General features: G+C 71.6%; 13 protein-coding genes. 6 read left to right on the top strand and 7 right to left on the bottom strand.

Translation table 11 applies throughout. The features are described 5' to 3' along the window. The first annotated feature begins 35 nt into the window (after positions 1-35). Both IEZ13_RS43790 and IEZ13_RS43795 read left to right on the top strand, forming a co-directional pair. Positions 36-698, top strand: a complete 663-nt coding sequence (locus tag IEZ13_RS43790) for a hypothetical protein (protein ID WP_183227470.1) — start codon at positions 36-38, stop codon at positions 696-698. Further along, positions 695-1,363: an HAD family hydrolase gene (locus IEZ13_RS43795; protein ID WP_229795762.1), complete on the top strand. Its 669-nt coding sequence runs from the start codon at positions 695-697 to the stop codon at positions 1,361-1,363. The genes IEZ13_RS43790 and IEZ13_RS43795 overlap by 4 nt, the downstream gene beginning before the upstream one ends. On the opposite strand, the gene IEZ13_RS43800 is transcribed toward IEZ13_RS43795, so the two are convergent. Continuing rightward, a complete protein-coding gene (locus tag IEZ13_RS43800; RefSeq protein ID WP_183227468.1) occupies positions 1,344-2,756 on the bottom strand; it encodes an alpha/beta hydrolase in 1,413 nt (470 codons plus the stop codon). The genes IEZ13_RS43795 and IEZ13_RS43800 overlap by 20 nt on opposite strands. 65 nt (positions 2,757-2,821) lie before the next feature. Continuing rightward, complete coding sequence (locus tag IEZ13_RS43805; RefSeq protein ID WP_229795763.1) at positions 2,822-4,549, bottom strand: serine/threonine-protein kinase; 1,728 nt, start codon at positions 4,547-4,549, stop codon at positions 2,822-2,824. Between the two features lie 411 nt (positions 4,550-4,960). Between IEZ13_RS43805 and IEZ13_RS43810 the strand changes: the two genes are divergently transcribed. The 3 genes from IEZ13_RS43810 to IEZ13_RS43820 all read left to right on the top strand — a co-directional run bounded on the left by IEZ13_RS43810 (position 4,961) and on the right by IEZ13_RS43820 (position 7,242). Then, complete coding sequence (locus IEZ13_RS43810; protein ID WP_183227464.1) at positions 4,961-5,743, top strand: class I SAM-dependent methyltransferase; 783 nt, start codon at positions 4,961-4,963, stop codon at positions 5,741-5,743. Positions 5,744-6,165: 422 nt separating this feature from the next. Then, positions 6,166-6,870 carry a DinB family protein gene (locus IEZ13_RS43815; protein WP_183227462.1) on the top strand — a complete coding sequence of 235 codons (705 nt, stop codon included), beginning with the start codon at positions 6,166-6,168 and terminating at the stop codon, positions 6,868-6,870. Between the two features lie 78 nt (positions 6,871-6,948). Continuing rightward, positions 6,949-7,242, top strand: coding sequence for a hypothetical protein (locus tag IEZ13_RS43820; RefSeq protein ID WP_183227460.1), 294 nt, complete (start codon positions 6,949-6,951; stop codon positions 7,240-7,242). 396 nt (positions 7,243-7,638) lie between these two features. On the opposite strand, the gene IEZ13_RS43825 is transcribed toward IEZ13_RS43820, so the two are convergent. From IEZ13_RS43825 to IEZ13_RS43835, 3 genes are all read right to left on the bottom strand, one after another. Continuing rightward, positions 7,639-9,285, bottom strand: coding sequence for a S8 family serine peptidase (locus tag IEZ13_RS43825; RefSeq protein WP_183227458.1), 1,647 nt, complete (start codon positions 9,283-9,285; stop codon positions 7,639-7,641). A gap of 100 nt (positions 9,286-9,385) precedes the next feature. Then, positions 9,386-10,246 carry a hypothetical protein gene (locus tag IEZ13_RS43830; protein ID WP_183227456.1) on the bottom strand — a complete coding sequence of 287 codons (861 nt, stop codon included), beginning with the start codon at positions 10,244-10,246 and terminating at the stop codon, positions 9,386-9,388. Then, on the bottom strand, positions 10,243-10,533 hold the full coding sequence (locus tag IEZ13_RS43835; RefSeq protein WP_183227454.1) for a hypothetical protein: 291 nt from the start codon (positions 10,531-10,533) through the stop codon (positions 10,243-10,245). The genes IEZ13_RS43830 and IEZ13_RS43835 overlap by 4 nt, the downstream gene beginning before the upstream one ends. A 76-nt stretch (positions 10,534-10,609) precedes the next feature. On the opposite strand from IEZ13_RS43835, the gene IEZ13_RS43840 reads away from it, so the two are divergent. Beyond that, positions 10,610-10,981 (top strand): nuclear transport factor 2 family protein, encoded by a 372-nt coding sequence (locus IEZ13_RS43840; protein ID WP_183227452.1) that lies wholly within the window; start codon positions 10,610-10,612, stop codon positions 10,979-10,981. Positions 10,982-10,985: 4 nt separating this feature from the next. Here IEZ13_RS43840 and IEZ13_RS43845 read toward each other — a convergent pair whose 3' ends face one another. Both IEZ13_RS43845 and IEZ13_RS43850 read right to left on the bottom strand, forming a co-directional pair. Beyond that, positions 10,986-11,447, bottom strand: a complete 462-nt coding sequence (locus IEZ13_RS43845) for an SRPBCC domain-containing protein (protein WP_183227450.1) — start codon at positions 11,445-11,447, stop codon at positions 10,986-10,988. Then, positions 11,444-11,782 carry an ArsR/SmtB family transcription factor gene (locus IEZ13_RS43850; RefSeq protein ID WP_183227448.1) on the bottom strand — a complete coding sequence of 113 codons (339 nt, stop codon included), beginning with the start codon at positions 11,780-11,782 and terminating at the stop codon, positions 11,444-11,446. The genes IEZ13_RS43845 and IEZ13_RS43850 overlap by 4 nt, the downstream gene beginning before the upstream one ends. Positions 11,783-12,000 lie beyond the last annotated feature (218 nt).

Consider the following 12,000-nt stretch of genomic DNA (forward strand, 5'->3'; position numbering starts at 1 on the left):
CATGATTCAAGTCAACGCTCGTGCATGATTCATACATGGATCTTCCCCTGCACGATCCGCTGTTCTGGGCGCGGTACACGTTCGCCTACGAGGACGAGGACCGCATCGGCGAGCTGGCAGATCAGATCGACGGCAGCCCCGACCTCGATGACGACGACGAGGACATCGAGGGTGTCGAGGTGGTCTTCGACGTCGGTGGCGGCTGCCGCCTGATCCTCGACGTGGCCCTCGAACTCGACTCCCACTCGCTGGAGCTGATCGTGCCCGGCCTCACCAAGCCCGCCGAGCTGGGCTGGGACGACACGGCACAGTGGCATCCGCACGCGCTGCGCTGGTCCGAGCTCGACCTGATCTGCCGCGCCGTCGACCCGGAGCCCGGCCCGGCGCTGGCGCTGCTGTGCCGGTTCGCCGCGGTGTTCGAGGACGACGACGTGGACGCCGCCGCGGCCGCGGTCGACGCCGCCTACGCGTCGCTGCGGCCGGAGGGCTGGACCGGCTACTGGCCGAGCGCCGCCGAGTGGCTGGAGCGCAACGACCTGCGCGGGCAGGCGGTGACCTGGCACACCGACGGGCAGGGCCGGCACTGGGCCCGGCAGAAGGACTGGAACCAGGAGAAGGACTTCTACAGCATCCGGCAGGGGCCGGACAGGTTCCCGCACGACGAACTGCGGACCCTGCTCGAGGCGGCCCGCCGGTGATCCGGGCCGTCATCATCGACGTCGACGACACGCTGTGCATGACCGAGGCGGCGTCGTTCGTACTGGAAAACGAGGTCCTGGCGGCCATGGGCCGTCCGCCGATGACCCGCGAGCTGCACCTGGCCACCTGGGGTGACCCGCTGCTGGAGGCCATGCCGAAACGCTCCCCCGGCCTCGACCTGGACGTGTTCGGCCCGCTGTTCCAGACCACCATGGAGCGGTATGTGGCCGAGGGCCGCCTCGACGTCATCCCGGAGGAGAACCTGCGGGCGCTGGACGCGCTGATCGAGGCCGACCGGTCGGTGCTGCTGCTCACCTCCCGGGCCGAGTCCGAGGTCCGGCACATGCTGGAGCCCGGCCACGCCGTCGCGAGCCGGGTGTCCGGCGCCTACCACCGGGGCAACACCCGGTACGGCAAACCCGACCCGCGCGCCTTCGACGAGTTACTGGCGCACACCGGGCTGTCGCCGGCGCAGTGTGTCTACGTCGGCGACTCGCCCGGTGACGCGGTGGCGGCCGGTGGCGCCGGGATGGCGTTCATCGCCTGCATGCAGAGCGGGGTGCGCCGCCTCGAGGACTTCGACGACCGTCATGTGACCGCGGCGATCGACGCGTTCCCCGAGGTGGTGCCGGTGGTGGAGCGGCTCAGCCGAACTCCAGGCTGACCCGATGCCCGCTGGACGGCCAGGCAGGCACGCTCAGCCGGGTCCGCCCGGCGCCGCGCTCCTGCGTGACCACCTCCACGGTCCTTCCCGCATGCGCCCTTCCCGCCCTCCCGGCCTCCGTTCCCGCCCGCCCGGTGTACGCCGGGATGAACAGGTCGACGCCGGAGATGAACGGCTGGGCGATGAACTCCGGCAGCGGCGCGGTCAGGTCGGTGACGCCGTCGCTGTCGTCGTCGAAGGCGAAGACGCCGATCACCCGCCGGTTGTGCGGGGCGGTCGCCGGGTTGAGGATGTCCTGCCCGTTGATCCACAGGTGGTCGCCCTCGCCGCCCCACCACTCCTTCTGCCGCTGGAACGTCAGCGCGGTGTGCCGGTCGCTGGTGTCGACCAGGGCGCCCAGGCCCTCGCCGGGCCGGCTGGTGAGCAGGCGGACGAACGTGTCCGTACGGCGGAACGGCTCGAAATAGAAGTGGTGCACCGACTGCCCGGCCCGGAGCAGGGCGAACTCGTACCGGGCGTGCGGGTCGAGCGGCACCGGGCCGAACGCTCCCCCGGCGCCGACCGCGATCCGCGCCACCGGCCGTCCGCGGAGTCGCCGCCCGGTCGCGTGGTGGACCGGGTAGATCTCCAGCTCGGCGTCGGCGACCCCGGCGTTGCTGGGGAACAGTACGGCGCGGCCGGAGACGTACGCGGTCCGGGTGGATCGGACCTCGGTGATACGGGGATCGCAGCCCCGCAGGAAACGGTGGATCGCCGTGAAGGACTCGGCCGACGACACGGTCTGGGTGTGTGACTGCTCCGGGAAGGAGACGTTGGTGGCGCCGGCCACGGTACGGGCGGGGTCGCCCTCGCCCCAGATGGCCAGCGTCGGCACCCCGCCGGGCAGCGCCGCCGCGGGCCGTCCGTCCAGGTTGACGTAGTGCGCGACGCGGGCGGCCCGCTCGGGTGAGCTGTTGAGATAGCCCTGGGTGACGTAGGTGCCGAGCGAGTGGGCGAGCAGGTCCACCCGGTCGGCGCCGCTGGCGGCGAGCAGGCGGTCGATACGGGCGTCGAGCCCGGCCCACACGTCGGCGAGGATGGCGACGATGTTCGGGGAGTCGTACTCGTGCGCCTCGATGATCCCCGCCGGGTAGCCGTTGCCGGCCAGACGTTTGGCCTGCACCCGGAACTGCATCGCGGAACCGGCGCTGCCGTGGATGAAGACGACCGGCCGTGGTGCGGCCGGGTGCGCGGGCGCGCCCGCTCCGGCGGCGGCATGTGCGGGCGTACCTGTTCCGGCGGCGGCGGGCGCGGGCGTGCCCGCTCTGGCGGTCGCGTACGCCGGTGTGCCTGCTCCGGCGGCGAGCGCGGCTCCGGCGGGCAGCGCGATCAGCGTTCGGCGAGTAATCCCCATCGACTCTCCAGATAGACAGCGGTGATTATTGCACTGTGAGTGCGATTATTGCCGCTGTCTATCGGTCACGCCAGAGCAGGGGCTCCGGAATCGCAGCTCACCGTCATCGTGACCCGCCGGTTGCCGTGCTTGAAGGTGACCGATGGGGCCGCCGCCGGGCCGGGATCGGTGGACTGCACCTTGTACGAGCCGGCCGCCTTCCAGGAAAGGATCTCCGCATCCCCGCCGGGGTGGCAGGTGGCCACCACGGTGCCGCCCGCCGACGACAGGGTGCGCTGCACCGGCGCCGCCGTGGTGGTCGTGGTGGTGACCTCGACGGTCGGCGTCGGAGCGGCGGTGGTGGTCGTGGCCGTGGGCAGCGCCGTCGGCGGGGCCGTCACCGTCGGGGCGACTCCGGCCGGCGGCGCCGGTTGCGGGGTCCCGGCGCCCGGCGTCACCTCCCGGGTCGAGATGGTCCGCGTGCCGGTCGCGGTGGTGTGGGGTACACGGCTGTCGCCGGGGTTCACCGCAGACGGTTGCGCGGCATCGGCGGATTCCGCCGCGACCACGGTTCCGGCTCCACCGTCCGCGCCGCCCTCTCGCAGAAACAGCCAGCCCCCGGCCCCCGCGGCGATGAGCAGCACCGCCGCGGCCGCCCAGCGGGTCACCCGAGCGCGGTCGCGGGGCGCCGGCTTCTCAGCTTGCGATTCCGGTGCAGGCGGTCCGGCCAGGCCACCCTCCCCCGGATCCACCACCGCCCTGAACGGCTTGAGCGAGTGGGCCGGGTCGACCAAACCAACCGCATCGACTGCATCGACTGGGTCGACTGCATTGACTGCATTGACTGCATTGACTGGGCTGACCGGGCTGACCGGGTTGACCGGGTCGAGGGCATTGACTCGGCTGACCGGGTTGACTGCATCGATCGGGCCGACCGGGTTGATCGGGAACACCGGACGATCTTCCGGCAACGGCCGCAATCCGGCGCTCTGCGAGAGGACCGCGGCCGCCTCCTCGGCGCTGGGCCGCTCGGCCGGGTCCTTCGCGAGACACCGGTTGCACAGGTCGACCACCCGGTCCGGCACCCCGTCCACCGGCGGCAACGGCAGCGGCGGCACGTAGAGATGCGCCTCCAGCATCTGCCGGGTGTTCTCGCTGTTCCACGGCGACCGCCCGGACAGCATGAGATAGAGGACGACACCGAGCGCGTAGACGTCCGAGGCCGGCACCACGGCGTCGCCGACGAGCCGCTCGGGCGCCAGATAGGCGGGCGTCCCCAGCAGCTCACCCAGGGCGCCGTCATCCGCCTCGTCCCCCGCCCCGGACGGCGCCGGCCACTCGGCCCGCGCCGCCGCGGCGATCCCGAAGTCGACCACCTTCGCCCCGGTCGGCGACAGGATCACGTTGCCCGGCTTGATGTCGCGGTGCACCAGTCCCTCGCCGTGTGCCGCCGCCAGCGCCGCCGCGATCTCCGCCCCGACGCGCATGGCGAACCCCGCCACCACCGGCCCGGCGGACAGGCGCTGAAGTAGCGTCCCGCCGGTGACCAACTCCATCACCACGTAGGGAAGCACCTGCCCGGCGATCTCGACCTCGCCGTAGTCGTGCACGTGGGCGATGTTCGGATGCGACAGCGCCCCGGCGGCCCGAGCCTCGAGACGGATCCGTTCCCGCGACCGGACGTCCGCAGCTTGTCCTGGTTTGACCATCTTCACGGCGACGGACCGGGCCAGCACCGAGTCGCGCGCCTGCCAGACCACCGCCATCCCACCGGTCCCGATCGGCGCCAGCAGACGGTACCGTCCGCCCAGCACCAGTCCTGCTCGCGCACCGTTCTCCGATGCACCGCCGGGATCTTCCATCAGAGTCCTTCCGTGGACAGCGGGCTGTGAAGCAGAAAACCGGCGGGCGACCGCCGGAGTCCCCATCCTTCAGGACGGGGAGATGTCAACCCCGGCATCCTGCCGTGATCCGCGCCGATTCGCATCCCACGTCGAGACAGCCCTTGGCCGTACGGCCGCTGTTGGCATTGATCGGGCGGTTTCCGGATCGTCCGGGCACCGGCAGGCAGAAGCGGCCACGGCGCAGCATAGCGATGGCGATCAGTGCGTCCACGAAGTGGTGCCGGAGTCATGCCGACCGGTTCGCCGGCCGGAATTCTCGGTTCGGGTGCGCCGGCCTATCGCAGGGTTGCCACCGTGGCGGCGGCGTTGTCGGATGGCGGCATGGCGTCGACGTGGAGGATCTTCGATCGGGTGGCGGCCGACTACGACAGCGTGGTGCCGTTCTTCGCGGAGTACGGCGCGGCCATCGTCGACGTGCTCGGCCCGGCCGCGGGCAGCCGGTTCCTCGATCTCGGCGCCGGCCGGGGCGCTCTCACCGCGGCCGCGCTCGCCCGGGGATGCGTGGTGACCGCCGTCGACGCGGCGCCCACCATGGTCGCGCTGCTGGCCACCGACCACCCGGAGGTGGACGCCCGGGTGATGGACGCGGAGGCCCTGACCCTGCCGGACGGCTGTTTCGACGAGGTCGCGGCGTCCTTCGTGATCCATGTGCTGGACTCGCCACCGGCCGGGGTGGCCGAGGCGTTCCGGGTGCTGCGCCCGGGCGGCCGGTTCTCACTGACCGGCGGCAGCGCACGCCACCACGACGCCGAACCGGCGGTCTGGTCGTCCCCACTGGCCGACCGGGTGGATTCGCTGTTCCTGGAGTTCGCGCCACACATCCCGCCCGGTGGCAGCATGGGCTCCCCGATCGACGCGGCCGACCTGCTGGACGGGGCCGGTTTCGTGGACCTGCACGAGGAACACGCCACGGTGGAGATCGTCTTCGAGGACACCGCGCAACTGTGGGCGTGGGCACTCTCGCACGGCTACCGCGCCTTCATCGAGGACCTGCCGGACGCCCACCGCCCCGATTTCCGCGAGCGGCTGCTGACCCTGCCCCTCTCCGACGGCCTGCTGCGCCGCCGGACCTGCGTCTGGTCCGGCCGCCGCCCGCCACCCTGACCGTCGCACGGCCCCCACCGGCCCACGACAACGTCCGCCAACCGCCGACTCCCCCACCAGCCCACGAGAGTCTGTGCTCCGGTGAGAACGCCACCGAGGAGGCCACCCGGTCCCCGGTCACGCCGCCGGCCACCACGGCCACGGCCAGCCAGAGCGGGTGCGGCGAACCGGCCGCGGACAGGGCGCTCAACCCGATCACCACGGCCTCGGACGGCACGACGGGCAGGAATCCGTCGATCGCCACGGCCAGGAAGACGATCACATACAGCCATGGCGAGCAGATCAGCGGCATCAGATGGGCCGCCATGGTTTCTCCTCCCCGTCGGTGTGCTGCCATCGACCGTACGAATCGGAGAGACTCTGATCCATGGGGTACACCTCCCCATGGAGGTAGTGCTGGCACCACCAGGAGACGGGGAGACATGGTGACCGAATTCGCCGAACAGGACCTGCGGGGCGCCCGGTTCGAACGCTCGACGCTGGCCGGCGCCGTGATGCGCGGCGTCGACGTCCGCGGGCTGGACATCGACGCGCCGTGGCTGGCCGACGGCCCGCTGCTCGTCAACGGCGTGGACGTCGCGCCGCTGGTCGAGGCCGAGCTGAACCGCCGGTTCCCGGGCCGTGACCTGCGCACGGCGACCGATCCGGACGGGTTGCGGGCGGCGTGGACGGCGGTCGAGGCGGCTTGGCGGTCCGCGGTCGACCGGGTCGAGGCGATGCCGCCCGGCGCCGCGGACGTGCCGGTCGACGGCGAGTGGTCGTTCGCACAGACGCTGCGTCACCTGGCGTTCGCCACCGACGCATGGCTCGGCAAGGGCATCCTGCGACGTCCCGAGCCGTTCCACCGGTTCGGCCAGCCCCACGTGGAGTACGAATCGGACGGCTACGACCTGTCCATCTTCGTGAAGGAGCCGCCGACCTACCCGGAAACCCTCGCCTTCCGCGCCGAACGCCAGGCGATGGTCCGCGACTTCCTCGCCACCGCCACCGCGGACCTGCTCGCCGAGCCCCGCGTCGTCCCCTGGTCCCCCGACCACGAGGAGCCGGTCCTGCACTGCCTGCACGTGATCCTCGCCGAGGAGTGGGAACATCTCCGCTTTGCCCTACGGGACCTGGACCGTGTGTAGCACGTCCGACATGGACGATACGACATCTCACCCCCGGCGGATGAGGATCGGCCCACCCGGGCGGCCGACCATGGGTGCATGCGGTTCATGGCGAACTCCCGTCCGGCGGACGGCATCACGGCGGGCCAGCTCGCCGAATTCTTCGACGAGCACGGATTCTCGGCGGCAGCCTGGAACCTGGTGCGTCACCGTGTGGTGACCGAATATGCCCTCAAGGTGGGCGACGTCCCCGGCGTCGTGCTGTTCCTGGAGACGGAGTCGGCCGACGAGGCCACCGCCGTCCTGGCCGGCCTCACCGCCGTCCAGCAGGGCCTCATCACGTTCGATCTCGACCCGATCGGCAAGACCATGAGCCTAGGCGTCGGCTCTTGAAACCAGACTATTCCGGTACGCCCGACGCCGTCCCGAATCCTTTGGACCGTTCCGCCCTGCCACGCGATCTCCCTGCCCACTCTCGCCTTTGCCGCCCCCGCCGGGCATAGATCGGTGGCCGGGCAGGCCGGCCCGGGTGCCCACACCGGCCGCTGCCGCCGCTCCCCGAAAACCACCACCGGCCCCGGCTGGCCCTGGGAGCTGTTTCGTGACCCTTGAGACAGCCCCGAGATCCAGCCGGACCCAGTGACCCGTGCGGCGCCAGCCGCCCGGTCAGGCTGGACCACCGAGCTCAGCCCGGCGGGCGCGGCAAAGGCGGGAGTGGGCAGGGAGATCGCGTGGCAGGGCGGGACTGTCCTGATGCGGTTGGGGGCGGCGTCACCCGTACAAGAGAGGTCAGATTTTGATCTTGTAGGTCCTGGTGTTGCCGGCCCTGTCGGTCGCGGTGACGGTGACCGGGAAGGTGCCGCGGCGGCCGGCCGTCTTCCACTTCATCGTCCACGGGCTCTTCGACGAGGTCAGTGTGTACCGCTTCGAGCCGGCCGTGATGACCGCCTTCACCTGCTTCAGGCCGAGGGCGTCCTTGATCGTCGGCCGAATCGTGACGGCGGTCCGGGTTTTCGACAGTTTGACCTTGGAGATGGCCGGCGCGGTGTTGTCGAAGAGCAGCGCGCGGCTCGCCGATCGGGTGTGGCCGGCCGGGCCGGTGGCGCGCAGGGTGAGCGTGTGCGTGCCGTTGAGCCCGGCGCTGTTGACCGTGAACGACCATGGCGCCCTGGTGTCCGTGCCGATCACCTTCCCGGCGCGGATCAGTTCGACCCGGGTGGCGCCGGTGGCGGTCGCGGTGACCGTGACCGTCCCGCGGCGCGGGGTCCTGGAGGTCGCGGGCGCGGTCCAGGCGATGGTGGGACCGCTGGTCAGCGCCTTGACGGTGGCCTCGGCGTCGATCCGGCCGGCCGCCACCCAGGAACCGGCCGGGCGGGCGGCCGCCTCGATGGCGGCGCGGACCTGCGCGGCCGTGACGCCGCTCTTGGCGGAGAGGCCGAGCGCGGCCACCCCGGCGACCACGGGCGCGGCCGACGACGTGCCGGTGAACCACCAGTAGTCGCCGTCGTCGGCCTGTGCCGGGTTGTCGCCGGGGGCCGCGACGTCGACCCAGCTGCCGCTGTAGTTGGACCAGTCGTAGCGGCCGTCGGTGGCGGTCGATCCGGCCACCGCGATCGCCTTCGGATAGGCGGCCGGGTAGACCGGGGTGGTGACGCCCTCGTTCCCGGCGGCCGCCACCACGACGACGCCGTGCCCGGCCGCGTAGGTGACCGCCTCGGACAGGATCGTCGAGCCCTCCGGCCCGCCGAGCGACAGGTTGATGATGTCGGCGCCCTGGTCGACGGCGTAGACGATGCCCTCGGCGATGTCGTCGTGGCCGCCGCTGCCGTCCGCGCCGAGGACCTTGACCGGAAGGATCCGGCAGGTCCAGCAGAGCCCGGCGATTCCGGTGCCGTCGTCGCCGGCGGCGGCGATCACGGTCGCGGCCATGGTGCCGTGGCCGTGGTCGTCGGCGGGGTCGGCGTCGTCGTTGACGAAGTCGTAACCGGGCAGGACGCGGCCGGCGATCTCGCTGACCGCGGTGACGCCGGTGTCGACGACGGCGACCGTGACGTCCGGGCTTCCGGTGGTGACGTTCCAGGCGGCGGGTGCCTTCACGACGCCGGCGCCCCACTGCTGGGGGTACAGCGGGTCGTTCGGGGTGAGCAGCGCCGACGCGGTGGGGGTCGGCTCGACGTAGGTGACGTCCGGGTTGCCGGCGAGCGCGCGGGCCGCGTCACCGGTGACGGTCACGGTGACCGCGCCGAGCTGTGGGGTGGCGTCGCTGTCGATGACCCGGACACCCGGGGTGGCGTCGAGGTCCCGGATCGCGTCGGCGGCGGTGGCGCCCGGGCGCAGGCCGATGGTGACGGTGCTGGGGTTCGTCGCGGCCTGGGCGGGACTCGCCCCGGAGAGGGTGCCCGCGACGAGAGCGACGGTCAGAGCTCGATACCACATACGTACAAAAGGTACGTATGTTCGATCCTTTCGACCGTCGGCCGCATGCCCGGAAAAGTCCGGCTACCGCACGCCACTTGAGCAGATTTCGGTCAGACCCTTACCCGCCGCGGTGGTGCTTCTTCACGAAGGTGTAGCCCGGTTCCAGCGTGAACCCGTCGATCTCCTCGGTCTCCATGGCCTGCTGATGCAAATTGAGCTGCTTCTTCGACGCGTGGGCGCCGGCCGGCAGCCGCCGGACGAACCCGCTGACCCAGTGTGCCCGGTGCTCGCCCCCGGTGCCGTCGCCGTGCTCGCCGGACTCCCCCGGCAGCGATGCCGGCTCCACCAGCGGCGCGTAGAAGAGCAGGTCGAGGGTCTGCTCACCGTCGACGGCCGGGTAGTTGAGCTCCCCGTCCGGCCCGGTGCTGCCGGTCACCCGGGTGACGTAGCCCTCCCGCAGCAGTTGGTCGACGGCGTTACGGAGCAGGAACTGCCCCTTCTTGCCGCGCCCCAGCCCGCAGTGCGCCGGCAGGTCGACCTCGGCGAAGACGGCGCTGCCGTCCTCGAAGACCCGGCCGAGCCGCCGCACCGCGTTGAGCACCTGACCGCGATTGGACACTCCCGGGTCGAACTCGCGGGTGATCACCCGAGGGTCGTACTCATGGAAGTAGTCGACCCCGTCCACCCGCATCGGCTCGTCCAGCGTGACCGTCCGCAGATGCACCTGCCGGTCCTTCACGCTGATGGTGACCAGCACCCCGGCGTGCAGGTCGGCGGGCCAGGCGATCCCGGTGAGCCGCCACCCCGGGTCCTGGACGACCCCGGCCTCGAACGTCTCCCGGCCGGATGTCATCCCCAGCGCCCGATGGTCGAGCACCACGGCGACCGTCTCCGGCAACGCCTCGCCGAGATCGTCGGGCAGCGGGCAAACGGCCTGATCGAGGTCGGCCCGCACCAGGGGAAACCTGCGCGTTCTCACGCAGAGAAAGATACCTCCCACCTGGTCAGGGCAGCCCGTCCGCGTCGTGGCGCCGGTCGCCGAGCAGCCCCCATCGCCGGCACCGGGAACACCTCGCACACCGCCCTGGCGACCCGGCTGTTCGCGAGCGCCCGCATCGGTCCCGCCAGGAGACCGCCGGGGTGGACCCAGTCGGCGTAACGGCCGTGGGCGGTCCGCGGCCGGCGGCGGCGCAGCCGGATCTCGGCCAGGCCCACCCCGGCGGCCACCATCGTCACGGCGGCCACCATCGTCACGCGCGAATCCACCAGAGGATTGTCCTCCAGCGCCGAAACAGGGCAGGATGACCAGAAGTAGAACGCGTTCTACCTCGAGGGGTGCACCATGACCATCCGTGACCTGGCACGACGATCGCAGGCGGCGGCCGGCGTGAAGGACCGCGAGGGCTGGCTCGGGCTGTTCGCCGACGATGCGATCGTCGAGGACCCGGTCGGGCCGTCGCCGCTCTGCCCGGACGGCCGCGGGCACCGTGGCGCCGAGGCCATCGCCCGGTTCTACGACACCGTGATCGGGATGGTCGACGGGATGCGCTTCGAGATCGAGCGGTCCTACCTGTGCGGCGAGGAGGTCGCCGATGTCGGCAGCATCCACATCACCCTGCCCGGCGGTCAGGCCGCCCGGGTGAACGGCGTCTTCACCTACCGGAGCGACGGCGCGGGCCGGATCGCGGCACTGCGGGCCTACTGGGAGTTCTGACCCGCTACTCGACGGACTGGGCGAGCTGCGTGGTGACCAGGCCCCAGCCCTCGAAGAAGCCGAGCTTCTCGTGCTGCTCGCGGGCGGACGGGTCGCCGTGCCGGACCACGACCCGGTAGTCGGTGCCCTCCGGATGGTCGGCCAGCACGATCTCGGCGGTCATCGGCACCGGCGCGGGCAGGGCGGGGCGCCAGGCGCTGTCGATCGCATTGGTGAAGACGATCCGCTCCGGGTCGTCGACGACCAGGAAGATCGCGTCGACGTGCGGGACGAACGCCACGCCGTCCTCGCTCATCCGGGTCACCAGGGCGCCGCCGGGGCGCGCCTCCAGCCGGTCGACGCGGCAGACCATGGGCGCCGGAATGAACCACTTCGCGAAGCGGTCCGGGTCGGTCCAGGCGGCCCACACGGCGGCGCGCGGGGCGCGGATGGTCCGTTGCAGGGTCAGGTCCAGGTCGGGGTTCATGACTGATCCTCCTCGGTGCCGGCGACGAACTGTTCGAGCCGGTCGGTGCGTTCTTCCCAGATGCGGCGCTGTTCGGCCAGCCAGTCCTCGGCGAGCGCGAGACGCTCCCGGTTGAGCACGCAGGTGCGGACCCGGCCGGTCTTGCTCGTCCGAATGATCCCGGCGGATTCGAGCGCCCGCACGTGTTTCAGGAACGACGGGAGCGTCATCGGGAACTCGCCGGCGAGGTCACCCACACTGGCCGGGCCGCGCCCGAGCCGCCGGATGACCCCACGCCGCGTCGGATCGGCGAGGGCGTCGAACAGCCCGTCCAGCTGAGCCGAATACTGTGCCACGCGGCTAAGTATTGCCCGTCCGGATAGTTAGCGCAAGGGCTAACTATTGAAACGCCCGCAAGGCCACACCGACATAGACCCATCCGGTACGGGTGTTCCCGTCGCCGTCTCATCGGGGCCGTTCCGTCCGGTCGGCGCGCGCTCACTGCCCACTCCCGCCCGTGCCGCGCCCGCCGGGCTGAGTTTTTTCGCCGCTGGCGGGCGGCCCGTTCCGGGCT

Source organism: Actinoplanes campanulatus (assembly GCF_014647795.1).
Taxonomy (GTDB): domain Bacteria; phylum Actinomycetota; class Actinomycetes; order Mycobacteriales; family Micromonosporaceae; genus Actinoplanes; species Actinoplanes campanulatus.